This window comes from uncultured Cytophaga sp., from assembly GCF_937863595.1.
Taxonomy (GTDB): Bacteria; Bacteroidota; Bacteroidia; order Cytophagales; family Cytophagaceae; genus Cytophaga.
In genome coordinates, this window is record NZ_CALMGQ010000057.1 from 38,032 (window position 1) to 63,139 (window position 25,108).

28 protein-coding genes are annotated in these 25,108 nt (G+C 34.5%); 10 read left to right on the forward strand and 18 right to left on the reverse strand.

Going from position 1 to position 25,108, the window contains the following annotated elements; translation table 11 throughout:
* Nucleotides 1-118 precede the first annotated feature (118 nt).
* The 8 genes from Q0543_RS04375 to Q0543_RS04410 all read right to left on the reverse strand — a co-directional run bounded on the left by Q0543_RS04375 (nucleotide 119) and on the right by Q0543_RS04410 (nucleotide 8,480).
* The gene (locus Q0543_RS04375) at nucleotides 119-451 is read right to left on the reverse strand and encodes a 2Fe-2S iron-sulfur cluster-binding protein (protein ID WP_299249668.1); all 333 of its coding nucleotides are present in this window, start codon (nucleotides 449-451) and stop codon (nucleotides 119-121) included.
* Entirely contained in the window at nucleotides 452-922 is a 471-nt protein-coding gene (locus Q0543_RS04380) for a hemerythrin domain-containing protein (protein ID WP_299249671.1), read from the reverse strand.
* Between the two features lie 217 nt (nucleotides 923-1,139).
* Nucleotides 1,140-1,589 (reverse strand): hypothetical protein, encoded by a 450-nt coding sequence (locus Q0543_RS04385; RefSeq protein ID WP_299249674.1) that lies wholly within the window; start codon nucleotides 1,587-1,589, stop codon nucleotides 1,140-1,142.
* A gap of 26 nt (nucleotides 1,590-1,615) precedes the next feature.
* Nucleotides 1,616-2,011 carry a group III truncated hemoglobin gene (locus tag Q0543_RS04390; protein ID WP_299249677.1) on the reverse strand — a complete coding sequence of 132 codons (396 nt, stop codon included), beginning with the start codon at nucleotides 2,009-2,011 and terminating at the stop codon, nucleotides 1,616-1,618.
* Nucleotides 2,012-2,085: 74 nt separating this feature from the next.
* Nucleotides 2,086-2,520, reverse strand: a complete 435-nt coding sequence (locus Q0543_RS04395) for an Rrf2 family transcriptional regulator (RefSeq protein WP_299249680.1) — start codon at nucleotides 2,518-2,520, stop codon at nucleotides 2,086-2,088.
* A 196-nt stretch (nucleotides 2,521-2,716) separates the two neighbouring features.
* Nucleotides 2,717-4,195, reverse strand: coding sequence for a TolC family protein (locus Q0543_RS04400; RefSeq protein WP_299249682.1), 1,479 nt, complete (start codon nucleotides 4,193-4,195; stop codon nucleotides 2,717-2,719).
* On the reverse strand, nucleotides 4,167-7,370 hold the full coding sequence (locus tag Q0543_RS04405) for an efflux RND transporter permease subunit (protein ID WP_299249685.1): 3,204 nt from the start codon (nucleotides 7,368-7,370) through the stop codon (nucleotides 4,167-4,169). The genes Q0543_RS04400 and Q0543_RS04405 overlap by 29 nt, the downstream gene beginning before the upstream one ends.
* A 30-nt stretch (nucleotides 7,371-7,400) precedes the next feature.
* Nucleotides 7,401-8,480 carry an efflux RND transporter periplasmic adaptor subunit gene (locus Q0543_RS04410; RefSeq protein ID WP_299249688.1) on the reverse strand — a complete coding sequence of 360 codons (1,080 nt, stop codon included), beginning with the start codon at nucleotides 8,478-8,480 and terminating at the stop codon, nucleotides 7,401-7,403.
* Nucleotides 8,481-8,890: 410 nt separating this feature from the next.
* Here Q0543_RS04410 and Q0543_RS04415 point away from each other — a divergent pair, with 410 nt between their 5' ends.
* Nucleotides 8,891-9,580, forward strand: coding sequence for a heavy metal transporter (locus Q0543_RS04415; RefSeq protein WP_299249691.1), 690 nt, complete (start codon nucleotides 8,891-8,893; stop codon nucleotides 9,578-9,580).
* Nucleotides 9,581-9,662: 82 nt separating this feature from the next.
* Here the strand turns inward: Q0543_RS04415 and glmS are convergent, their stop codons facing one another.
* From glmS to Q0543_RS04430, 3 genes are read right to left on the reverse strand one after another with little or no spacing between them, the layout of a single operon-like run.
* Entirely contained in the window at nucleotides 9,663-11,498 is a 1,836-nt protein-coding gene (glmS, locus tag Q0543_RS04420; RefSeq protein ID WP_299249694.1) for a glutamine--fructose-6-phosphate transaminase (isomerizing), read from the reverse strand.
* Between the two features lie 9 nt (nucleotides 11,499-11,507).
* A complete protein-coding gene (locus tag Q0543_RS04425; protein ID WP_299249697.1) occupies nucleotides 11,508-12,854 on the reverse strand; it encodes a DUF4270 family protein in 1,347 nt (448 codons plus the stop codon).
* Nucleotides 12,838-13,656 carry a glycogen/starch synthase gene (locus Q0543_RS04430; protein WP_299249700.1) on the reverse strand — a complete coding sequence of 273 codons (819 nt, stop codon included), beginning with the start codon at nucleotides 13,654-13,656 and terminating at the stop codon, nucleotides 12,838-12,840. Before Q0543_RS04430 ends, Q0543_RS04425 begins: the two co-directional genes overlap by 17 nt.
* Before the next feature lie 14 nt (nucleotides 13,657-13,670).
* Here Q0543_RS04430 and Q0543_RS04435 point away from each other — a divergent pair, with 14 nt between their 5' ends.
* The 7 genes from Q0543_RS04435 to Q0543_RS04465 all read left to right on the forward strand — a co-directional run bounded on the left by Q0543_RS04435 (nucleotide 13,671) and on the right by Q0543_RS04465 (nucleotide 17,579).
* The gene (locus Q0543_RS04435) at nucleotides 13,671-13,838 is read left to right on the forward strand and encodes a hypothetical protein (RefSeq protein WP_299249702.1); all 168 of its coding nucleotides are present in this window, start codon (nucleotides 13,671-13,673) and stop codon (nucleotides 13,836-13,838) included.
* Nucleotides 13,792-14,643 (forward strand): pantoate--beta-alanine ligase, encoded by an 852-nt coding sequence (panC, locus tag Q0543_RS04440; protein ID WP_299249704.1) that lies wholly within the window; start codon nucleotides 13,792-13,794, stop codon nucleotides 14,641-14,643. The genes Q0543_RS04435 and panC overlap by 47 nt, the downstream gene beginning before the upstream one ends.
* A 23-nt stretch (nucleotides 14,644-14,666) precedes the next feature.
* On the forward strand, nucleotides 14,667-15,014 hold the full coding sequence (panD, locus tag Q0543_RS04445) for an aspartate 1-decarboxylase (protein WP_299249707.1): 348 nt from the start codon (nucleotides 14,667-14,669) through the stop codon (nucleotides 15,012-15,014).
* Between the two features lie 6 nt (nucleotides 15,015-15,020).
* Nucleotides 15,021-16,079: a lysylphosphatidylglycerol synthase transmembrane domain-containing protein gene (locus Q0543_RS04450; RefSeq protein WP_299249710.1), complete on the forward strand. Its 1,059-nt coding sequence runs from the start codon at nucleotides 15,021-15,023 to the stop codon at nucleotides 16,077-16,079.
* Complete coding sequence (gene rfaE2 / locus Q0543_RS04455; protein WP_299249713.1) at nucleotides 16,063-16,548, forward strand: D-glycero-beta-D-manno-heptose 1-phosphate adenylyltransferase; 486 nt, start codon at nucleotides 16,063-16,065, stop codon at nucleotides 16,546-16,548. The genes Q0543_RS04450 and rfaE2 overlap by 17 nt, the downstream gene beginning before the upstream one ends.
* 4 nt (nucleotides 16,549-16,552) lie before the next feature.
* Nucleotides 16,553-17,260 carry a zinc metallopeptidase gene (locus Q0543_RS04460; RefSeq protein WP_299249716.1) on the forward strand — a complete coding sequence of 236 codons (708 nt, stop codon included), beginning with the start codon at nucleotides 16,553-16,555 and terminating at the stop codon, nucleotides 17,258-17,260.
* Nucleotides 17,261-17,375: 115 nt separating this feature from the next.
* Entirely contained in the window at nucleotides 17,376-17,579 is a 204-nt protein-coding gene (locus tag Q0543_RS04465) for a hypothetical protein (protein WP_299249719.1), read from the forward strand.
* Between the two features lie 74 nt (nucleotides 17,580-17,653).
* Here the strand turns inward: Q0543_RS04465 and Q0543_RS04470 are convergent, their stop codons facing one another.
* Complete coding sequence (locus Q0543_RS04470) at nucleotides 17,654-18,079, reverse strand: PRC-barrel domain-containing protein (protein ID WP_299249721.1); 426 nt, start codon at nucleotides 18,077-18,079, stop codon at nucleotides 17,654-17,656.
* A gap of 146 nt (nucleotides 18,080-18,225) precedes the next feature.
* Here Q0543_RS04470 and Q0543_RS04475 point away from each other — a divergent pair, with 146 nt between their 5' ends.
* On the forward strand, nucleotides 18,226-19,365 hold the full coding sequence (locus Q0543_RS04475) for an acyl-CoA dehydrogenase (protein ID WP_299249724.1): 1,140 nt from the start codon (nucleotides 18,226-18,228) through the stop codon (nucleotides 19,363-19,365).
* 171 nt (nucleotides 19,366-19,536) lie between these two features.
* Complete coding sequence (locus Q0543_RS04480) at nucleotides 19,537-20,460, forward strand: AraC family transcriptional regulator (protein ID WP_299249727.1); 924 nt, start codon at nucleotides 19,537-19,539, stop codon at nucleotides 20,458-20,460.
* Nucleotides 20,461-20,521: 61 nt separating this feature from the next.
* Here Q0543_RS04480 and Q0543_RS04485 read toward each other — a convergent pair whose 3' ends face one another.
* The 6 genes from Q0543_RS04485 to pstA form a co-directional block, all read right to left on the reverse strand.
* Nucleotides 20,522-21,283: a geranylgeranylglyceryl/heptaprenylglyceryl phosphate synthase gene (locus Q0543_RS04485; RefSeq protein ID WP_299249729.1), complete on the reverse strand. Its 762-nt coding sequence runs from the start codon at nucleotides 21,281-21,283 to the stop codon at nucleotides 20,522-20,524.
* 16 nt (nucleotides 21,284-21,299) lie between these two features.
* Nucleotides 21,300-21,662, reverse strand: a complete 363-nt coding sequence (locus Q0543_RS04490) for a phage holin family protein (RefSeq protein WP_299249732.1) — start codon at nucleotides 21,660-21,662, stop codon at nucleotides 21,300-21,302.
* Between the two features lie 73 nt (nucleotides 21,663-21,735).
* Nucleotides 21,736-22,566, reverse strand: a complete 831-nt coding sequence (locus Q0543_RS04495) for a hypothetical protein (protein WP_299249734.1) — start codon at nucleotides 22,564-22,566, stop codon at nucleotides 21,736-21,738.
* 79 nt (nucleotides 22,567-22,645) lie between these two features.
* The gene (gene phoU / locus Q0543_RS04500) at nucleotides 22,646-23,317 is read right to left on the reverse strand and encodes a phosphate signaling complex protein PhoU (protein WP_299249737.1); all 672 of its coding nucleotides are present in this window, start codon (nucleotides 23,315-23,317) and stop codon (nucleotides 22,646-22,648) included.
* A gap of 62 nt (nucleotides 23,318-23,379) precedes the next feature.
* Nucleotides 23,380-24,129 (reverse strand): phosphate ABC transporter ATP-binding protein PstB, encoded by a 750-nt coding sequence (pstB, locus tag Q0543_RS04505; RefSeq protein ID WP_299249740.1) that lies wholly within the window; start codon nucleotides 24,127-24,129, stop codon nucleotides 23,380-23,382.
* An 82-nt stretch (nucleotides 24,130-24,211) separates the two neighbouring features.
* Nucleotides 24,212-25,108, reverse strand: coding sequence for a phosphate ABC transporter permease PstA (pstA, locus tag Q0543_RS04510; RefSeq protein ID WP_299249743.1), 897 nt, complete (start codon nucleotides 25,106-25,108; stop codon nucleotides 24,212-24,214).

A 25,108-nucleotide genomic window follows, 5' to 3' on the forward strand; every position in this document is an offset into this window, starting at 1 on the left:
GCAATATACCTATGAAAAGCATTTCTGAAAATAACAAAACCGAAGACTGTATTAAAACTAAAAAAGCAAATTGTGCATTTTTTAAAAATTTAACGAATTGAAAATTATACCTGTGTTCTCACATTTGATTCAGAATCGAAATAACAGAGTTTTTCAAATGAGTACCTATTTCAATTTGACAAGATAGTCTCATGATTGGATTTTCGATACCATTTTTTAATAAAGTTGACTCTTCGTTTCTTTCTTTATCAGGGAAAACAGTATCTGAAGAAACTTCTACCACACAGGTACAACATCTTCCCATTCCCAAACATTCTCCAAATTCATCAATAAAAATTTTATTCTGAATCAACTCCATTAAATTTTTAAATTCATAGGGTTTAGTGACTATTGGAATCACTTTCCCCTCGTGAATCAAACTGAAATGTATTGCTTCCGATTCCTTACTCATTTATTCCAACCAAAATTTATCTTCCCATTCTTTTTCACATACATTATTATAACCAAAAAATAATTTCGTAATATCCGATCCAAAAAGCTGATATGCGGATGCGTAAATTTTATTGAAATTTAATTTATTTTCAAAACGAATATGCTGTTCCAATAATTCTTCGATTTGATTGATTGCTTTAGTAAAGTTAACCTTTCCTTTTACAATGCGTTTTATTTTTCTATGATCAGAAAGGATTTTTTTAATTTGAGACTCATCGGTATCTAAAAATGGGAAAATAATTTTTTCCTCTAATTCAAATTGATATTCAATGTGATTCAAATAATACCACTGACAATATTGGAAAATGCGTTCGTGTTGTATTCCATTTTTTATCCCAATATGAATATGGTCGCACAATTTCAAACCATCCTTATGTCCACTTATAAACTCGTCTTGAATAGCCTCTGCCCGTGTTAACGTTCCCATCATACTATTTTATATAAATTGTTGTCGCTTTAATCTAGTTAATAATTATGAAGAACTTCTGAAGAATTATTAACTTATTTTTCTAATTGTGAAATGTGATAGCCTTCTGAATTAATAACAACCAGGCAATAGTTTGGTTTAATTTTACTGGTTTAATTTGAATCACATTTCTTTTAATTCACTCACCAAAATTAATTTTATTCTATATGTGTTCCTTCGTTCAATGTATCTTTCGAAATAACTTAAGTCCCCAAATGAATAAACATGTAACTTTTAATAATTCCAACCCGACAAAATAAAAATGAAGGTTTGAATGCTCAACAGGTAAGTTTTGAATTATTTTTTCTGAACGAATCGTTAACTGTGGGAGAATCCAAGCCGTTTGAAGGATCAATGCTAAAACGGGAAGTAAAAACAAATAATACTGTTTAGTGATTTGTTTTAAATCAAGCCCTCCAACTAGCGTGCTTATACATATACTTATTACAAGTACCCATTCAACTTTGTTTAGGGCCTCAAATACCAATTTGCCAATGCCCAAACCTAAAGGAACGGTTATGCCTGGTGCTCTAAATTTTAACCAAGCCTCCATAAATGAAATTGCACAAATAAACCCGATCCATATAAATGTTAAAATAATTTGGCTTGGAATCTTAACAGTATAATTCATAATTGAAACATTCTTTACTTTATTTTTTATCTAAAAAGTGACTTGTCTGGATTTTCTCTATTTTGTTCAATTCTATATTGAAACATTTCAGCCATTTTATTTGCTCTCCACTTTGCTTCAGTTGCTTTTTCTCCTATAAAATGATCGTCAACCGTTTCCTCAAACAATTTAATCCATCGATCAAAATGTTTTTTTTCAATGGGTAATTGTGCGTGAGGTACAAAAGGGCTTCCATGATAGGTATGTTCTTCTAATAATATCGTTTGCCAAAATCGATATAATTTCTCCATGTGTTCTGGCCAATGATCTTTCAATACTCCATTAAATACAGGACCAAGCAGTGGGTCTATTTTTACTTTATCATAAAAATCATCTACCAATAATTTAATATCTGCTAGATTTATAATTTCCTTTGCATTCATTTTTGTGTCGTTCAATTAGAATGAATTAATTATAAGGAATAAAAGACCTTAATATCTTTAAATTAGTTAAGCAATTATCTTTTAAGGAATGTTAAACCATTCTTTTGATCAATTGCCAAATTGTAAATTGAAGTATTCTCTAACATCTTCTTCAATTCATTGCGGATTGTTTTGAATTTTTCATGTACGGGACATGGATGCTTTTCTGAACATTCTTTCATACCTAGGCCGCAGCCTTTGTAGATAGAATCCCCATCAATTGCGAATACAACATCACTTAATTTAATTTTTTTCATTTGTTGCACACTCATCTCAAACCCTCCGGTTGGCCCTTTGGTTGATTCTACTAAATCATTCTTTGATAAGATCTGCAATATTTTCGCTGTAAATGCTTCCGGTGAACCGATTTCTTTAGCAATCTCCTTCAAGCCTACTCGCTTTTCATCCTGAGATAAAACCGCAATATGGATTATTGCTCTTATTCCGTATTCACACGCTTTTGAAAACATATACCTTTATTTCGTTCAATATACAATTTATTCAATAAAAGACAAAAGCATCCTTTATTAAATTCCTTTTGAAATATCTATTACACGCACAAAAAAACTGGAAGCTCTAAAATGATTGGTTACCCTAAACTTACCCAATCAAATTAAAACTTCCAGCTTAAGACTTTATTGATATAAAATCAAGTATCAAAACATATCAACCTCCGCCAAGCGCTCTGTAGAAATAAACAGTAGCTTTCAATTGTTCTTTTTTTGTTTCAACTAATTCCATTTTCGATTCTAATGCATCACGCTGAGTTAATAATACTTCCATGTAATCTGCTCTTGCAGAAATGAAAAGTTTATTAGCAATATTAACAGATTCATTTAATGCTTCTACTTGTTGATCTTGTAACTCGAAACTTTTGCCAAGATTTGAAATTTTTGCCATTTGATTTGAAACTTCAATAAACGCATTCAAAATTGTACGTTCGTAGTTGTATGCCGCTTGCAATTGTTTTGCATTTGCAGTTAAATACATCGCTTTAATCTCATTTCTATTTATAAGTGGCCCAACAAAAGTACCTGCTAATGAAAACAACATGGACTCCGGACTACTAATTACCAACTTCGGGTTAAATGCTTCTAGCCCAATACCACTTGTAATTCTAAAGGTTGGATAGAAGTTTGCCTTTGCTACTTTTACATCCAATTTCGATGCTTCTAAATTATGCTCCGCTTTTTTAATATCCCATCTATTAGATAACAACTGAGAAGGAACGCCTGCATAAATAGAATCATGTACAATATCAATAAATGTAGCAGGGTTGCGTTTAATAGGTTTTGGATAGCTCCCGATCAAGAAGTTTAAATGATTCTCTGCTTCAACAATTTCTTGCTGAATTTTAAATTGCAAACTTCTTGTATACAGTACTTGTGCTTCAAACCTGCGAACAGCCAGCTCCGTTACCTTTGCAGATTGCTTTTCCATTCGTACAATTGAAAGAGCATTGCTTTGAATTTCAATATTCTTTTTTAAGATTTCCAATTTTTTATCAAGAGCTAATAACTCGTAATACGTGCTGCCTATTTCAGCAACGATATTGGTAATCATAAAGTTTCTGCCTTCGACGCTTGCTAAATATCTCAGTACAGCTGCCTTTTTTGCATTGCGTAATTTTTTCCAAATATCTACTTCCCATGATAGATTTACTCCTACCACATAATTCGGCAATACAGTTGGAATGCGTTTCCCATTTTGTATATCCAAGTTGTCATCAACCGCGCCTGTTCTAGTATACTTGCCTGCTTTTTCAACACCGGCACCAACACCTCCGTCTACGTATGGCAAATACTGTCCTTTACGTGCACGTACTTCAGCTTGAGCTACATTAATTTCGTATAAAATAATGTTTAGCTCCTGGTTATTCTGAAGCGCAGTATCGATAAGCGCAACTAAATTTTCATCCTTGAAATATTTTTTCCAACTAACATCTACAGTATTCAGTGTATCTGATGACTGTGCTGAATTTAAATGTGTTGAATCTGCTAAGTTTGTATATTTCGAAGGTAAATTATCATTAACGGACTTTTTCGTTAATGTTGGCGTACAAGCCCATACAGCTATTGTCAATATAGCTATACCAATAAATTTATATAGATATGTTTTATGCATGATGATTGTTTGATGAATCATGATTGTTACCTGAATGATAATTGCTGTCTTCGCTTAAAGGATTAAAATCTTCATCGTTAATCAATTTACGTCCTTCTGACATACTACCAAATATATAGTATAAACCAGGTACAATGATTACGCCGAAAATAGTACCGAAGAACATTCCGCCTAAAGAGGCTGCTCCAATAGTTCTGTTACCAATTGCACCAGGTCCTGATGCCAGAAGTAATGGAATCATTCCAGCAATAAAGGCAAATGACGTCATTAAGATTGGTCTAAATCGAGCTCTTGCACCTTCAATAGCTGCTTCTAATACTGTAGCACCTTGTTGATTTTTCATAATTGCAAATTCAACAATCAACACGGCATTTTTACCCAGTAAACCTACTAGCATTACCAAGGCTACTTGTCCATAGATATCATTTGCCATTCCAAATCCTTTAATAAATAGGAAGGCCCCAAAGATACCCGCTGGAAGAGATAATATAACTGTCAATGGTAATAAAAAGCTTTCGTATTGTGCAGCAAGAACTAAATACACGAATATCAATACAATTAAGAAAATATAAACCGCTTCATTTCCACGAGCAACTTCATCCTTTTGTAGTCCAGACCAATCAATGTCATAACCTTTAGGTAATGTAGCGGCTGCTACTTCTTGAATTGCTGTAATCGCTTCACCACTACTAAAGCCTTCTGATGGAGAACATCTAATAGATGCTGTTGTATACATGTTGTAACGATTGATTTCGTAAATACCTTGTGTCTTTTTAATTTTCATAAAAGAGGAATAAGGTACTTCTTCGCCATTTTCACTTTTCACATATAATTTTAAAATATCTGAAGGTAATTTTCTAAATGATGGATCAGCTTGAACAAACAACTTAAAGAAACGTCCAAATTTAATAAAACCAATATCATAAGTACTACCAACCATGATGGAAAGATTGTCCATGGCACGTTTAATAGAGACACCTTTTTGCATGGCCAATTGATTGTCAATTTCCAATTCATATTGAGGATAATCCGTTCTATAGAACGTAAACAAAGCGCTAATTTCTTTTCTCTTCTCAAGATCTTTCATGAATTGTTTTGTTACGCCATCCAAACGATCGTAATCAATGGTGGTGTTTTTATCTAATAATTGAAGACCAATACCACCAGCAGCACCGTAACCAGGAACTGCAGGAGGATCGAAAAATTCAATTTTTGCACCCGGAATATTTTCTCTAACCTTTTCTAACTCTTCTGTAATCTCTCTTACATTGTGTTTACGTTCGTGCCAAGGCTCTAAGTTGATTAATAGTGTACCTGAGTTAGATCCTCTACCTTGTGTTAAAATTTCATACCCTGCCAATGCAGATACAGAACGAACACCTTCAATTTTTTTAACTTTATCTTGAAGTTCTCTGCTTACCTCATATGTTCTCTCAAGTGTAGATCCAGGTGGTGTTTGTAGCACTGCATAAATCATCCCTTGATCTTCAGATGGAACAAAACCAGAAGGTAAATATCTTGTAAGTAAGGCTGTTAAAACCGAAAATAGTATTAACAATCCAATTGTTACCATTTTTCTGTGGGCGATAAACCCAAGCACCCACATATATTTGTCTGTAAGTTTATCAAATAGCCTGTTGAAGCCATCTAAGAATCTATTTAATAAATTACGCTTACGTGGTTGCCCATGCGTATTTTTAAGAATCATCGCACATAAAACAGGAGTCAACGTAAGTGCTACAATACCAGAAATTACAATTGACGAAGCCATTGTGATTGCAAACTGTCTAAAGAAAATACCTACTGGACCAGTCATAAATGCTACGGGCACAAATACTGAAACCATTAATAAGGTAATTGCGATAATGGCACCACTAATTTCTCCCAATACTTCTTTTACTGCTAAAAAAGGTGAGAGATGTTTCTCCTCCATTTTAGCGTGCACGGCTTCTACTACAACAATCGCATCATCCACAACAATACCGATAGCAAGTACGAGTGCAAACAAGGTTATCAAGTTTATATTCAAACCAAATATTTGCATCATAAAGAATGCACCAATTAAGGAAACAGGAACGGCTAGTACTGGAATAAGCGTTGAACGCCAATCTCCAAGAAATATAAATACTACTATGGAAACCAATATAAAGGCATCTCTCAATGTATGAATTACTTCTTCAATAGATGCATCTAAGAAACTAGATACATCATACGCGATTTCATATTCAACACCTGGTGGAAAATCCTTTTTAAGCTCTTCTAATTTTACTTTTAATCGTTCAATAACAATAGTGGCATCACTTCCAGGAGCTTGATTCAATGTAATCGCAGCAGATGGGAATTCGTCTTTATTCGAATAGATATCATAATATTCACTACCCAACTCAACAGTTGCGATATCTTTCAATCGAAGTACTTCCCCTTTTTCATTTGCTCGGATAATGACATCTCTATACTGAGCTTCCTCCGAGTATCTACCAGGGTAGGTTAATACATATTCAATTGCTTCAGACTTTTTACTATCTGCCCTGCCTATCCTACCAGGAGACCCAATGATGCTCTGCTCGTCGAGCGCTTTCATTACTTCTTCGGAGGATACATTATAGGCTCGCATTCGATCTGGATCTAACCAAACACGCATAGAGAACTGACGACTACCGATGATACGAGCGAATGCAACTCCTTCAACACGTTGCAACTCTGGCAACATATTGATGTAGGTATAGTTAAATATATACTTCATGTTAATTCTAGAAGTATCTTTACCATACACGTTCACATACATCAACATATTTGGCATTAAGCGTTGTACAATTATACCTTCAAGTTGTACAAGCGGCGGAAGACGCATCTTCACCTGCTCCAGACGATTTTGTACGTTTACCAATGCTTGATTGGGATCTGTACCAAGGTTGAAAACTATTTGCAAATTGGCTTCACCCGAACTCGCACCTGTAGTAAACATATACTTCATTCCAGGAACACCATTAATTGATTGTTCCAAGAGGATAAGTACGGACTGTGCAAGTACCGTTGAACTTGCACCAGGATATGATGCATACACCACAATCATAGGTGGTGCAATATCTGGATATTGTGATTTGGGTAGTGTTTTAATTGCCAGAAAACCCATGAACATAATCACTAGCGATATAACAATCGCTAAGGCTGGCCTACGTATAAATTGTTGAAACATTTTATGCTTTTTTAAAAACTTCGAATGAAATTATTCTGCGTGAATATTTAAATCTCTTATTACATCCTTTGGTTTTTTATAATCGTATTCAATCTTATCATCTTCACTAACCAAACGTAAGCCTTCTAATAAAATCTTATCTCCTTCTACTAAACCTTTTGAAATAACATATAGGTTGGGTATTTCATTGCTGATTGTTATTTCTCTCGATTTTAATACGTTGTCTTTATCTACTACATATACATACTTTGTATTCAATACTTCAAATGTAGCTTTTTGAGGAATAATTAAAGCATCTTTAAATGGAACGTTTACTATAACATTGCCCGTTTCACCATGTCTTAACAATCTATCTGGGTTTTGAAATGTAGCACGAAATGCAAGATTACCAGTTTCATTATTAAAGTCCGCTTCGATTGTTTCTACCACACCAATTTGATTGAACATTTTATTATTAGCCATTTCCAAGCCAACCTTCATATTGCTATCTTTAATAAGGTTGGTTTTGTAATCCAAATATTCTGCTTCGGGAACATTAAAATACACCCACATTTGACTGATATCTGAAAGTGAGGTTAACAAATCGCCCTCATCCAATAAACTTCCTTTTCGAACTTCCAATCGATTCATAATTCCATCAAAAGGTGCTCTGATTTGAGCAAAGCTTAAATGCGCTTGTGCTAAATTTAATTCTGCTTTTGCTCTTTCGAACTTCGCTTTCGCCATTAACAATTCATTTTTTGAAACAACATTGCTATCAGCAAGTGCTTTGGTATTGAGATACTCAATCTCAGCAAAGTTCATTTCTGCTAGTGCCTTTTGTTGATCCGCTTGATAAAGTACTGGCAAAATTTGAAACATCAATGTCCCTTGTTTTACGAACTTTCCTTCATCTATAAAATAGTCTTGCAAATAACCTCTTTCAAGTGCGCGTAATTCAATATGCCTAATGGCTTTGATTTGACAAACATATTCTTTAGTCGTACTTGTATCCATACGGATTGGGCTCGTTACTAAAAACTTTATCTTTTCTTTTTCTTTGACATGTTCTTCGCAACTGGTTTCGCACAATAAGAGTGCTAAACTCAATAGGATTAATAATTTTTTCATATTGTATTTATTTGTTCGTTTAGGGTAATGAGAATTAAATTAATGGAATAAAGTTATTTTATGGAATTTATTTTTTTATAAATAAATGATTGAGTTACTGACAGCACAATTCAATTTTATGCAAGAAACCTATCTTTAACTAATTGTAAATGAATTAAATAAACATATAATTGAATTTCTTAAATCTAATTATATTTTGAATGCGTGCAATGTACCATTGAAAACTGTTCAGAATCTAAAGAAAAAAATAATTTCAAATTCCTTTAATTTCATCTCAAAAATTATTGCATGTTGGTGTAATATAATTAAAATAATTTCAGTAAATAGCGTCCTTGGTTATTGAGAACTCCAGTGCATAATCAAAAAAGAACCTATCAAGTACAAAAATAGATTATTAAAATTCAAATACAATGAAAAAATTAATTAGACCAACATACCCTTTAGAATTTAGCATCGGTTTATTGATGCTTATATTTTTTATAGCTCTTCTACTATCCCTTCAAGTATTTGACACCCCTTTCCACTCACTAAATAATCGACCAGATGTTTACTTTGGCATGTTCTTAGTAAGTTTAGCAGTTGTTATCATGACTATCATTATGTGGGAAGAATTTCTCTTCCCTGTTAAAGCAAAAGAAATTCCCTTCGGTTTGGTATTTAGAAATAAAAGAAAAAAGTTAAAGTCTCAAGTCCTTATATACTGCGCAATCCCTGCAATATTTATTTATGTTTTTTTGGAATATGAAATCAATGTTTTCAGATTTGTATTATGGGCAGCTGTTTGCATCATTCCGCCAATAGTTGAAAAATTTATTTCAGGCATAAATAATTATAATGATTTTCTAGTATTAACGGATCATAAAATTGAATACAAAAACAATGCAAAAGAAGGCAATTTTGATGTAAATAAAATTGTTCAAATATGTATCGTAAAAGATGCTCAAGGCTTCTTAAAAAATTTGCAACTTCTTTTTAAAAATACAACTACGGTTACCATTGCACTTGATGAAATGGAATTGTCGGCTTTTTATGATGCCATTTATAGCTTCATCGTTTCCCACTACAAAGATTTTTATACAGAAACAGCAGAGACGGAATAGATTTAAAGTAGTATCCTATTAAAAAGGCTCGTGAACATAATGTCCCCGAGCCTTTTTAATAGGATAAAATCTTCTATAAAACCTACTCTACCGTAACCGATTTTGCTAAATTTCTTGGTTGATCTACATTGCAATCTCTCATAATTGCAATATGATAAGATAGCAACTGTAGTGGTATAACTGTCAATAATGGCATCAATGCTTCATGTGTTGCAGGTACTTCAATCGTATACTCGGCCATTTCAGCAATATGTGTATCTCCTTCAGTAACTACAGCAATTACCCTGCCTTTACGTGCTCTTACTTCTTGTATATTAGAAACAATTTTTTCGTAAGAGTTATCTTGTGGAGCGATAACGCATACAGGCATATTTTCATCTATCAATGCAATTGGACCATGTTTCATTTCTGCCGCTGGATACCCTTCTGCATGTATGTAAGAAATTTCTTTTAATTTCAACGCACCTTCAAGGGCAACAGGGAAGTTGTACCCTCTACCTAAATACAAAAAGTTTTTTGCATCTTTAAATTTCTCAGCAATCTTTATAATTTGATCATTGCTTTGTAATGCTTTTTCTACTTTCGCAGGAATATTTTCTAACTCTGCCAATAGCGATATGTATTGGCTTTCGGTGATGGTGCCTTTTTTATTTCCAACAATTATTGCCATCATTGCCAATACAGATACTTGCGCTGTAAATGCTTTTGTACTTGCTACACCTATCTCTGGACCAGCATGTAAATAAGCTCCTTCGTGTGATGCTCTAGAAATAGAAGATCCAACAACATTACAAACGCCAAATATTACGGCACCTTTAGATTTAGCTAGTTCAATAGCTGCAAGCGTATCGGCTGTTTCGCCAGATTGAGAAATTGCAATTACAACATCGCCCTCTTTAATAATAGGGTTTCTATATCTGAATTCAGAAGCATATTCAACTTCTACAGGAATGCGCGCTATGTCTTCAAATAAATACTCTGCAACTAAGCCTGCGTGCCATGAGGTACCGCATGCAACGATAATGATACGCTCTGCATTTATAAGTTTATTTAAATATTGCAGAATACCTCCTAATTGTAAATGCCCCGTGGATGCATTTACTCTACCACGCATGCTATCTGTAATGGATTTTGGCTGCTCAAAAATCTCTTTTAACATGAAATGCGGATACCCCCCTTTTTCAATTTGATCCAACTCCAAATCTAATCGTTGAACGTAGGGTGTTTGTTTAACAGCATTTATATTTTTAATTGTCAATTCACCTTTATCAATTATAGCTATTTCATAATCATTTAGGTAAACTACATCATTGGTGTATTCGATAATAGGAGATGCATCTGATGCTAGAAAAAATTCCTTTTTACCAATACCTATAACCAATGGGCTACCCTTACGAGCAGCAATGAGCATATCTTTATCGTTATTACTCATTACAACAATAGCATAAGCGCCAACAACCATTGACAATGCCAAGCGTACTGCTTCATCCAAGGTGCAATTGTTATTTTGCTTTACATCTTCAATCAAATGTATAAATACTTCAGAATCTGTATCGCTTAAAAATACATGACCCCGAGATTGTAATTCTTTTTTTAAAGAGGAATAGTTTTCAATAATACCGTTGTGAATAATCGCCAACTCCTTATTTGAACTGTAGTGGGGGTGTGCGTTAACATCATTTGGTTCGCCGTGGGTTGCCCAACGTGTATGTCCAATACCAATATTGCTATGTATAGGTAAGTTTTGTATGAACGCTTCTAATTCGCTCACTTTCCCTTTTTTCTTATACACGGTCAATTGATCTGCCATCAATGCAATGCCTGCACTATCATACCCTCTATATTCAAGTCTTTTGAGCCCTTTTATAATAATTGGACATGCTTCCCGATGACCTACATACGCAACAATTCCACACATAACTATTATCTATTTTACCTTGGTATAATATATTTCAAGACGCATTTTATCTTTAACTGCATTAGAGCCATTCAATACTGCCCTATTCACATAAAAAGAGTTTTGATATGGGTTAATAATAAACCCATCATTTGTATACTGGCCATTTACCAAGAATTGAACATAACGCGTAATATCAAATCTATAATCAACACCAGTTATAGCACTTAATCCCCAAACTTGATTGTAATAGTTGCCTGAATTGTTTGGTGTGTTTGACTGTATATAAGATACATATCCATTTCTATATTTATATGTATTGTCAGGATTTAATTCTAACAAACCTACGTCACTTACTGTACCGTATTTATTAGCTTGGCTTGTTTCATCTAAAGGAATAATGAGTGTTGCTTTATTAATAATGACAGACGCGCCATCAATCGTTTTAAAGTTTAACAAATTTGGCATTGTTACTTTTGTTACAACACCAGAGCCAGCTTGTATATAGCATTTATTATTTAATGCGGAAGCCGAAATGCGATCGTTATTGCTAATTAGAGATGAAAGCGGAGTTGCACTTCTGTCAGTAATAACTTTATTAAACGATGGCGTATATTGAGTGAGTAAAAACACACTCGAATCGCCCACAGCGCCTCTTTTAAAATATACTGTTAATCTTGTGTATGGTGTCAGCGCATTTATATAATCTACAAATGTAAAATTGGCGCGAACAACATTTTTTGCGCTATTGTTATTTGCTTTTATTACGATGCCATAAAAGTTGCTATTGAAATCTACATTGCTTCTGTCGTCGGCAGAACTAAGAAGTGAAGATGCGAATGAAGATGTCAAGGGAATACGTATATTTTTAGCGCTAGATGGTATTCCTTTAAAATTATCTATCGAACCAATGATTGTGGGGTCATATGTAATAAAGCTGGTTGTTGGTTGATAAGGTACAGATCCATCTAGCTGTGTAGCTATTTGATGGACAGCAAAATCTTGACCGGCTAATGTATCACCATATGCATAATAATAGTTCATATACAGAACTGCTGAATCTATTGTTGCTCCAGAATAATCTTTATTTTCTTGTAGTAAGGAGAGCGTTGTGTATGCCTCTGCAAAAGTTATTCCTGTAGCTCCAGGATCTGTATACCCCCCAAAGGATAAATATGCAGGCTCTGCACTAATAATGGAATCATTTAATAAAATCGTTTCATTCAATAGTGTTAATGTATCTGTAAAAGTCATTCCCACATTAGACCCATCATTACCCCCTAAATTAAAATCACCTTCCTTTTTACAGGAGGTGATTAATAATGATAAACATATGAGTGAAACTATTGATTTGTATGGATTAGCCAACCAATTCATTGTAAAAATTATAATATTTCTCTTCATCCAAAGTTTCATCCGTTGCAGCTAATAATTCAACTTTTTTATTTTTTCCTGTTTCAGCAAATAATTTACTGATGCTATCCGTATAATCCGATTCTGTTCTGATTACAGCATCTGCATACTCCATGCCTATTTTAATAAACCCTTCATAATCACCTGTATTCAAATTAGTAAGCATTTTATCTTCAATATCAAGCATTTTTACTTTGCTTAATAAATCTTTGCCAAACTTAAATTTGATTGGATTGTTATGAACCGTAAATACAGATTTCGCATCTTTAAATACTGGATCTTGCTTGTAGCGTGTTTTTAAATACAAAGGTATTAAACTTGTCATCCAGTCATTGCAATGAACAATATCTGGTGCCCAGCCTAACTTTTTCACCGTTTCCATTACGCCTTTGCAAAAGAAAATTGCTCTTTCGTCATTGTCGTCGTAGAATTTATTTGCTTTGTCATGAAAAACGTATTTTCTTTGAAAATAGTCTTCGTTATCGATAAAGTATACCTGAAGTTTTGCATTCGGGATAGAAGCAACTTTAATAATAAGTGGCTTTTCTTCTTCACCTACTGAAATGTTAATCCCAGAAAGTCGCACTACTTCATGTAAACGGTTTTTACGCTCGTTAATCAAACCAAAACGTGGTATCAATATACGCACCTCTAAACCACGCTCTTGCATAGCTTGCGGAAGTTTGCGCAACATTTTACCTACTTCTGAATACTGTAAAAAGGGATTGATTTCGCTGGCAACGTAAAGGATTCTCAATTTAGACATATACCCTTTTTTAGATGGAAAATAAAACCGGACATATTACGGCAGGTCAAAAGTACGAAAAAAATACCACTATTTCAAGTCAAAAACAATACTTCGCCTTGATTTTTGCAGTAAATTGCGCAGTTTTACACCCAAATGATTTGTATCCGTTCCATTCTGGCTTTACGCCTTCATATAGATAAAGAAAAACAGCATTCTAGGTCTATCGGTTTTGTGCCTACAATGGGCGCATTGCACGAAGGTCATATATCGCTCATTAAACAAGCAAAAAATGAGAATGCAGTATGTATAGCAAGTATTTTTGTAAATCCACTACAGTTCAATAATGTAGATGATTTTAATAAATACCCCATACAACATGAAGCAGACATATTAATGATGGAACAAGCTGGTTGCGATATCTTATTTATGCCAGATGTGCAGGAGTTTTACCCAATTAAGCCCCAAATATCAATTGACATGGGCGCGCTGGATCGAATATTAGAGGGAGCACACCGCCCTGGTCATTTTAGTGGAGTTGCAATTGTTGTTACAAAATTATTTCATGCTGTTAGCCCTACCAAAGCCTATTTTGGACAAAAAGATTTGCAGCAAGTAGCCGTAATAAATCAACTCGTACGCGAACTGAATTTCCCCATACAAGTTGTTTCTTGTCCCATTATACGAGAGTCTAATGGTTTGGCGATGTCTTCTCGTAATATGCGATTGACTGAACAAGGTAGATTGTTAGCTTCAAACCTTTTTATTGCACTTTCACATATTAAAGAAGCAATTATTCAGGGAGAGCAACAAGTGGAAAAAGCGCAAAATGTAGGCAAAGACTATTTAAAAAAATTAATCGGAATTGAACTAGAGTATCTTGAAATTGTTAATAGCACTACTCTAGAGCCGTTGAGTAGCATTAACACGAAAGAAGGTATTGCCATATGTATTGCTGCCCATATCGAAGGGGTTCGACTTATCGATAATGTTGTTATTATTTCATAGTTTTGATTGATTAAAAAATTCACATGAATATAGAGGTATTAAAATCGAAAATCCATCGTGTAAAAGTTACACAAGCTGAATTACATTACGTTGGAAGTATTACGATTGATGAAGCGCTTATGGAAGCTTCAAATATTATTGAGAACGAAAAAGTTCAAATCGTTAACATCAATAATGGTGAGCGCTTTGAAACGTATGTAATTAAAGGAGAAAAAAATAGCGGAGTCATTTGTTTGAATGGACCAGCTGCCCGTAAAGTTGCAGTTGGTGATGTGGTAATCGTTATCGCCTACGCTTCTATGGATTTTGAGCTTGCAAAAAAATGGAAGCCGACACTTATTTTCCCAGATGAAAATAATAAACTTAATTAAACGCATATGCAATCAATTTTAAAAAATGCCACTAAGTACGTGCTCATGCTCGGACTTGGTGGTTTCTTGTTTTGGTATGTTATTAAAGACATAGATGCTGTAAAGGTAAAATCAGACTTTTTAAAAGCGGATTACTTTTGGATTGGTATATCCATTTTAATATCCCTTGTTGCATTTTGGTCAAGAGCAGTACGTTGGAATTTATTGTTAGAACCATTACATATTAAACCACGTGTTTACAAAACTATTTTGGCTCTTATGTCGGGATATTTTGCTAATATGTTTTTACCAAGAGCCGGTGAAGTAGCGCGTTGCCTCATGTTGAATAAAATGAGCAAAGCACCTTTCAATGCCACTTTTGGAAGTGTTGTTGCAGAACGTGTATTCGATTTATTAGCTCTAGTGCTTTTATTAGGCGCAGCTTTCTTTTTAGAATTTGATCGCATTAGTGGATTTCTATCTGAAATAATTATAGAGAAATTTACCCACCTATTTTCAAGTTTAGAAAACATGTATCTTTTTCTTCTCATTATGGGAATTTTTGCAATTGGGGCGTTTGCTATGCTTTGGTTCCTTCGCCATCAAATTAAAAAAATTACCCTCTTCCAAAAAGCGTACATGTTTGCAGGTGGCGTTTGGGAAGGTGTAATTAGTATCCGAAAATTAGAAAAGAAATGGCTGTTTTTGTTTCATACCATTTTAATTTGGACATGTTACTACTTTATGACCTATGTTGTTTTCTTTGCTTTTGCTCCTACAGCTCATTTAGGCCCACTAGCTGGGCTTGTAATTCTAGTATTGGGTTCAATAGGCATGTCCGCACCCGTTCAAGGTGGGATTGGCGCTTTCCATTACTTAGTTGCTAGTGCATTGTTAATTTATGGTGTGAACCAAGAAGATGGTGTTTCTTATGCATTAATATTACACTCTTCCCAGACGTTAACTGTAATTATTTTAGGCGGAATAAGTTTCGCAATAGCCTTGTTGATTGGAAAAAATACTGAACATACAGAACAGAAAGATAGCCCTTTTAAAAAAGAAAATGAATATGGTTCAAGCAGATAAAATTGTATCCGTAAATGAGGGCGCTGCTCTTGTGGCAAAATGGAAGCTTGAGGGTGAGGTTGTTTTTACGAATGGGTGTTTTGACATCCTTCACCTTGGACACATAGATTATTTGGAAAAATCTAGAAGATTAGGAAGTAAGTTAGTTGTTGGTTTGAATACAGACGCCTCTGTAAAGCGATTAAAAGGCCCTGAAAGGCCCTTGAATAATGAATATGCGAGAGCTCGAATGCTTGCGGCTTTAGCTTGTACGGATGCTGTCATTTTGTTCGATGAACCTACACCTTTAGAACTCATTACTGCCATATCGCCAGATGTTTTAGTAAAAGGAAGCGATTACACAATTGATAAAATAGTTGGTGCAGATTTTGTAATGGAACATGGAGGTTCAGTAAAAACAATAGATTTAGTTGAAGGCTATTCTACTACTGGAATCATTGAAAAAATCAAAACCAGTCTAAACCAATAAAAGTATGTTTCCCATCATTTTCGTAATAAGTATTGCTACAATGCTTGCGAGTTGGTATGTAAGCAATAAACTTAAAAACAAATTTGAACTTTATTCTAGAATACCGCTTCTGTCTGGTATGTCTGGCAAAGAAGTGGCTGAACAGATGCTACGAGACAACCGCATTTATGATGTAAAAGTTATTTCTGTGGAAGGTAGGCTTACGGATCATTACAACCCAAGCGATAAGACAGTAAATTTAAGCTCAGACGTGTATGCTGGCAGAAGTGCTGCATCGGCAGCTGTAGCTGCACATGAATGCGGACATGCATTGCAACACGCTCAAGCATATAGCATGTTAGAGTTGCGCTCTACCCTCGTGCCGATTCAAAATATAAGTGCTAAAGCATTAAATATTTTGATGATGGTTATGATATTTGGAGGTATGTTGTTGGTTGGTCCACAAACATTGCCCTACGTATTACTTGTGATTATTGCTTGCAACTTGGTTATAACACTTTTCGCATTGATTACCTTGCCTGTTGAGTTTGACGCTAGTAATAGAGCGCTTGCTTGGATAGAAAGTAGAGGTATTACAAATAGTCAAGAACATGCTATGGCGAAGGATGCGCTAAAATGGGCTGCTCGCTCATACATTGTAGTCGCAATAGGTGCATTTGCACAATTACTCTATTATGTAATGATGTTTTTAGGACTCAGTAAAAACGATTAAAATAGGTAGCACATCTTATTTCAGTGAAAAAACCTTGTCTATTATTTATGTAGATAAGGTTTTTTCTTTTTAAAATATTTTGTAACTTAATAATTAAACTAAAAACAATCTTTCTATGAAACGCATTTATTTAATCTTATTTGTAGCTGTTGCTGCTTTAGCTGTATCTTCTTGTAAAGAAAAAACACCGACTGAAAAATTCAAAGAAAACATGGAAGACGCTGGTGAAAATGTAAAGGATGCAACCAAAAATGCAGGTGATGCTGCTGAAGACAAAGCACATGACGCTAAAGAAAAAATAGAAGAAATTGGCAAATAATTTTTGTTGATTTTTCTACATAAAAAAAGCTCTGAAAAATTCAGAGCTTTTTTTATGTAGAATTTCTTTAATAATTAATATGGGATACCTACACTTGGCCCCATAAAGTTATTATCCCAAAAGCCTTTTGACTCCGCATAGTTGTGGCTATTCGTAAGTGGCCAATGTGCTTTATCAAAACCTGGTGCTTTTTTCAATAAATCCGAACCGTTGTGAATAACAAAGGCTCTCTTCGCTTGATTCAATCTAAAAACGGCAAATGGCAATGCGAAAAACCGATCATTAAAACCTAAAAAACCGCTACACTCAACAACTACATATTCAATAAGTCCCCTGTGAATGTCTAGCATAACGTCCTTTATAACGCCAATCTTTTCACCCTTTTCATTTAACACATCATCTCCTGTAATAGAAGAAGCTGTTAGATATTTAACTGGCCAGTTTGCATTAACCCCTTCGTGGTTTTTACCTGTTTTGTTGTCTTGTTCAAAAGTGCTCATAAAATTGTGATTTAATAGTTATAAAATTATTTCCCTTGTATTCATTTAATTTAATTTATAAAATTTATTTGTCATTTCTAAATGTATTGGCAAACAAATGAATTATTTAATCGTACATTAATTTACCAATCAATTCTGAAGACATTATGAACTTTGACTTTAACGAAGAACAAAAAGCGGTGCAAATTGCTGCACGAGATTTTGCACAAACAGAATTATTGCCTGGTGTAATTGAAAGAGATGAATTACAAAAATTCCCTACCAACGAAGTAAAAAAACTTGGCGAATTGGGTTTGATGGGCATTATGACTGCTGAGCAATATGGTGGAGCGGGCATGGACACTGTTTCCTATGTGCTAGCAATGGAAGAAATTTGTAAGGTGGATGCTTCTACAGGTGTATGCATGTCTGTAAACAACTCCTTGGTTTGCTGGGGAATTGAACATTTTGGCACTGAAGAACAGAAACAGAAGTACTTAATTCCACTAGCATCAGGCAAATTAATTGGAGCATTTTGTTTGTCCGAGCCTGAAGCTGGATCCGATGCTACTTCACAACACACGACTGCAATTGAAGACGGCGATAATTATATTCTAAACGGGACCAAAAATTGGATTACCAACGGAAGTACCGCATCCATCTATTTAGTAATTGCTCAAACCCATCCCGAATTAAAACACAAAGGGATAAATGTGTTTATTGTTGAGAAAGACACGCCAGGTTTCGTGATAGGCAAAAAAGAAAATAAAATGGGTATTAGAGCCTCTGACACACATTCATTAATGTTTACAGATGTTAAAGTACCCAAAACAAATAGAATTGGTGAAGATGGGTTCGGGTTCAAATTTGCCATGCAAACATTAAATGGTGGACGTATTGGGATTGCAGCGCAGGCATTAGGTATTGCATCGGGAGCATATGAACGCGCATTAGCCTATTCTCATGAACGTAAATCATTTGGTACAGAAATATTTAACCATCAAATCATTCAATTTAAATTAGCCGATATGGCTACTAAAATTGATGCTGCACGGTTACTCATATTGAAAGCTGCTTACTTAAAGGATCAACATAAAGACTATACGGAAGCCGCTGCAATGGCAAAGTTGTTTGCTTCACAGGTTGCAATGGATGTCACAATCGAAGCGGTTCAAATTCATGGTGGTTATGGTTTTGTTAAAGAATTTCATGTAGAACGCATGATGCGGGACGCAAAAATCACTCAAATCTATGAGGGAACCTCAGAGATCCAAAAAATGGTGATTGGAAGGGAATTATTCAAATAATAATATTAGAATAAATTTAAAATTTTAGCCAAAACTTACTAAAGTTTAATTTTTGGCTATATTTTTTACATTTTTATTGTCTTTGCTCGTTTTTTATATTAGTTTCGTACAAATACAAAAGAAAAGTTATCGAATCACTTTTCTTGTTATTATCCAAAATTTTGGACTGTCATGGAAGATTATAATAAAATCATTGAGTCACTTGGAGTTCGTTACATCAAATCGAAATCCATTCGCATTGTTCAATCACTTACGGTAGATAATTACTACGATGTTAGTAATATGATTGTACTGCTTCACAAAGGAGAAATTTCTTTTGGTGAAGAACGCACTAAAGTAAAAGAAGGTGAATTGCTTTTTATACCTGGTGGAAGATCTGTTTCTATCTCTTACGGATCAGGGAACGCAATTAAATTATCCAATGAAGAATTACTAACCAATAGAGAGAAATTTTTAAACTCTGTTGTAGATCCTACATTGATTGGCACGGATCCAAATTCATTTAGTTACGTTTCTTTTGAAGCAAAAGTATTTGACTCTGTCAACTTCTTTACTTCACTTGATATTCCGCCTTTCATCATTACAGATACCCCAAAGCTGAGTCAATTTATATTGGATACCGTTGTTGAAGATTTAACGGACGAAGCTGGGAAAGACAGAGTAATTAATATCAATACAGATCGTATTGTTGTAGAGATTATTCGTTTTATCTTGAGAAAAAATTTATTTGTTGAGAGACTCGCAACAAATAGTACGTATTTTAAAGATCCACGTCTTTTAGATATTTTTGCTTACATCAAATCATATCTTGGTGGTGATTTGTCTAACAAAGTTTTGGCTGGTGTTGCAAACGTCTCCGAAGATTACGTAGGTCAATATTTTAAAATGTTGACAGGTATTAATCCTCAAGATTATATTGAATATCAACGCATGGAAAAGGCAGTTGATTTATTAAGAACTTCTAAGAAAAGCATACGCGAAATTGGCGGTGAAGTTGGCTACAAAGATACAGCGTATTTCTGTCGTCGTTTTAAAATGATGTTTGGTATACCTGCAGGAAAAATGAGACGCAGAGAATCGTTGATGAATATATAAGTATGTTTACGCTTTAAAAAGTATTATCCTTTTAAGAAAGTCACTCAGCAATGGGTGACTTTTATTGTTTTACGGTTTGGCTATTAGCCTTATGTACAACATCAGAAAGTTTAACCATCAATTCTGGATCCTTTTCTATCCCTGTTCCAACAACAACTACATCAGCACCTGCGTGCAAGGCTTGAAGTACTTTCTCTTCTGAATTTATGCCACCGCCAACAATTAAAGGACTATTAATTGCTTTTTTTACTGCAGCAATCATATCAGCACTCACAGGTTTTGCTGCACCACTTCCGCCATCTAAATACATGCACTTCAAACCCAACATTTCTCCTGCCATTGCTGTAGCTGCTGCAATGGATGGCTTATCGTAAGGCAAAGGTGTTGTATTGCTAATATACGATGCCGTAGTTTGCGCACCACAATCAACCAACAAATAACCTGTTGAAAGCACTTCTAATTTGCTTTGCTTAATTAATGGTGCTGCTATAACATGCTGCCCAATTAAATAATCTGCATTACGGCCTGAAATTAATGACAACAACAAAATTGCATCTGCCGTTGGCTCTACTTGAAGGTAGCCTCCAGGAAATAAAATTACAGGTATGTTAGAGCGTTGTTTTATTTTTTGAATGATTTCTGGAATATTATACTTAGACAACAAACTACCTCCTAAAAAAAAGTAATCGATTGTACACGTTTTTGACAGCTCTAATAACTTATTTAAAGTACTGTCTTCTAATTTATCCGGATCAATTAATACAGCAAACGTTTTTTTACCACGTGCCGAATCTTCTGTTAATTGCCTGTATATTGAACTCATGAAAAGCGCCTTATATTTAATCGTTCTTATTATCAAGAATTAACAATAGCAACGTTCTTAGTGTTTTATGCAAGAAGCCGGCTTTTATAGCAAACGACATCATCCATGTGGCGATAAAAAACAAAGCACCAACTATTAAGAACCCCAAATAACTACTCTCTAATACTATATTTAAATAAAAACTTAGTCCAAACCCTAAAAATAGCATCATCATTAAAGCAACGAATGATATAATAATAATGAGTACAATGCTCGCCAACACGTTAGAAAGCTTCTTATAAAAATCCATTTTTATATTTTCAATTTTTGATTGAAAAAGCCCTTGAACTGTATCAACAATAGTTCCTGTTTTGAAAAGTTGTAGCAATAATTTAATCATATACATTGAGTATGAATTCAGTTAAAGTTACTAAAATAGCCAATGGATTATCTTAGTTTGCTGTAAAATTTTATTAATAGGTATAAAAATACCTAAAACTGTTCAATGGTTTGTCAATTGTCCGTTTAGAGTGCAGTATTAGATTGAAAGCCAGCCCAACAATGGGTGTTATCGTATTGCTATTATACGGTGTCGATGCAGGTATATATGAATAATACGTGTCTCTACTTATATAGATGCCTGCATACCATGTTTTATTCACTAAATAGCCTAAATCAATTCGTGCATTCGTATAGTCAATAAGCCGATTCTTAAACAATTCATTCCGTTTATCGCCATAATCTGTTTGTACAAATGCTTTATAAGAAATAAATACAGCAAACTTATTTTCATTAAAATGCCTTCCAATCCCCAAGCCTAAACCAATTCTTCCAATTGCAGGCCTTCTTGAATAAGAAGTACCATTGGGCCCAATCTGAACTTGCGTATTGTTCGAATAATTAAACTGTTCATATATGAACTCCTTTAAAAAAAGTAAACTTTTAATTTTTCCCCGATGTTGAACATATGCTTTTGTTGTATAATTGTAACTATTTTTTGCGGTACTACCTCCATTTATTCTATTTGATATACCCACATACCACTTTTCTGACAAACCTAAGTCTAGGCCAAGTTGTGAATACCATTTCCTATTTTCAACAAGTGATTTGTAAGCATGGTCTGCATTGATAGCCCCAGCCAAATATAGATTCAAACGTATTTTATCAAACGCCAAATCTACTCTTGGTGCAAATTGAAATAGTGTTTCTTTGTATTTTTTTTGTATAGGAATATTGCTGCTCGATTGAGCCGATGCAAAAAATACGATACTATAAAAAAGAAGGGTAAGGATTTCTCTTTTCATGGTTTCAAAATAATGGGGTTAAAAAATAAAACCCACCAAATAGTGGGTTTTACATATGCTATATATGGCTATTATTCCCTTACTCTTTATTTTTCTTATGCTTTAAAACTTTCGCTTTTACATAAAAAATAATCTCCTCCGAAATATTTGTAATGTAATCGCCTACACGTTCGGTTTTGCGAATCATAGATAACAAATAAATCGCCTGCATCACTTTGTCTTTATCTGTATTACATTGAATGTATTCTGCTAAAGCAACATTTGCGCTTGAGTTTATATCATCCAATACTTCATCCATAGAAAAGACGGTACGTGCCAATTTTGTATTGTCGGTTTCAAAAGATTCGCAAAGTACATTCAACATGTCCAATACGATGTCATTCATTTCTTTGAAACGCATTTTTTCAATCAAGGCTGCATCAAATGGTTTTTCTGCCATTAATAAAAACTTGCATAAACCTTCTGCATTGTCACCAATACGTTCTAAATCTGAAACCATTTTCAAAGACGCAACTACAAATCGCAAGTCGATGGCAACAGGATTAAATAAGGCTAAAATATGTTCGCAACGACTATCGATCTTTAATTCGATGCCATTAACACGTTTTTCATTTTTTAAAACTTCTTTTGCCAAATCGTGATCAAATGTATAGAAAGCAGTTATGCTTTTTTCCATCTGTTCCTTAACAAGATGAGTCATGTCAAGCAATTCGCTTTTTAATTCTCCTAATTCTGTTTCTAAAAGATTCATACTTTTTTTATTGAATCAAAGTGTAAAAATATAATACGTTAAACTCTTAATTTCGTTTGGTATCAACCAAATCTACCCGTTATGTAATTTTGTGTGCGCTCTTTTTTAGGGTTCGTAAATAACGTGCGTGTGTCATCGTACTCCACCAATTCCCCCATGTAGAAGAACGCTGTTTTGTCACTGGTCCTTGAAGCTTGTTGCATGTTGTGTGTAACAATCATGATGGTATATGAAGCTTTCAAATTATAGATCAACTCTTCAATCTTAGACGTAGATATTGGATCTAATGCAGATGCCGGCTCATCCATTAATAAAATTGATGGTTCTACTGCGAGCGCTCTCGCAATACACAAGCGTTGTTGCTGTCCACCAGATAATGCTAAGGCAGACTTTTTTAATTTGTCTTTAACTTCATCCCATAAGGCTGCCTGCTTTAAAGACCACTCAACTTTGTCGTTGATGTATTCTTTATTGGAAACGCCATTTACGCGTAATCCATACGCAACGTTTTCAAAAATAGTTTTGGGGAAGGGGTTTGGCTTTTGAAACACCATACCAACTGCCTTACGTAATTCATTAATATTAACTGATGGAGAATTAATATCTACTCCGTCAATTAATATATTTCCGCTGACTTTGCAGTTATCTATCAAGTCATTCATCCGATTCATGCAACGCAAAAACGTTGATTTACCGCAGCCTGATGGACCAATCAATGCAGTGACTGTATTCTTTTTTACAGAGAGCGATACCCCTTTCAACGTATGTTCTTGCCCGTAATACACATGTACATCTTGTGCTTCAATTTTCATCTTTCAAAATTTTAGTTAAATACATGCATTGTCTTAAACCTGCACGTTAACTTTATTTATATGTTTTAATTTCAACTACGTGTTACCACTTAACTTTTTTCTGCCAACGATAACGTAAATAAACTGCAACACCATTCATAAGAAATGTTATTCCCAATAAAACGATAATAGCAGCAGCAGCGTTTACTTGAAAATCATGCTGTGGTTTTCCAATCCAATAAAATATTTGAATAGGCAAAACGGTAAAGGATTCATTAGGCCAAGTTGGTACTGATGTAATATAAGTAGCTGCACCAATAACAATAAGAGGAGCTGTTTCTCCAATAGCTCGCGATATGGCCAAGATAGCCCCAGTTACAATACCAGGAAGAGACGCGGGCAATATTTGATGCCAAATTGTTTGCCATTTAGATGCCCCTAATGCGAACGAAGCTTCTCTCAAATTATAGGGAACGGTTTTTAATGCTTCTCTAGTAGATACAATAATGATTGGTAAAATCAATAAAGCCAAGGTCAAGGCTCCTGTCAACGCAGTATCTCCCATCATCAGTGTTCGGGAAAAGATTTCAAGTCCTAAAAGACCATATATGATAGAAGGAATACCAGCCAAGTTAGAAATATTGATTTCTAAAATACTTGAAAGTCTACCTTTTTTATTATACTCCTCTAAATATATCCCCGCACCAATACCAATGGGGAATGCAATCAAAGTAGTAAGTAACATTATCCATAACGTACCCCCAAGAGCTGCGTAGATCCCCGCATTTTTTGCTTTACGAGAAGATGAATCTAAGAAGAACTTCAAATCTATTCTGCCAAAGCCATCAAGCACCACATCATATAATAATATTCCTAAAATAATTACGCCGATACTGGTAGCAAACAATGCAATGTATTTGTAGGATTTGTCTTGGTATTCGTACCATTTGTTTTTGCGCACTTGCTTTTGGCGCATTCTCTTTCCTAATTTCTTGGCCAT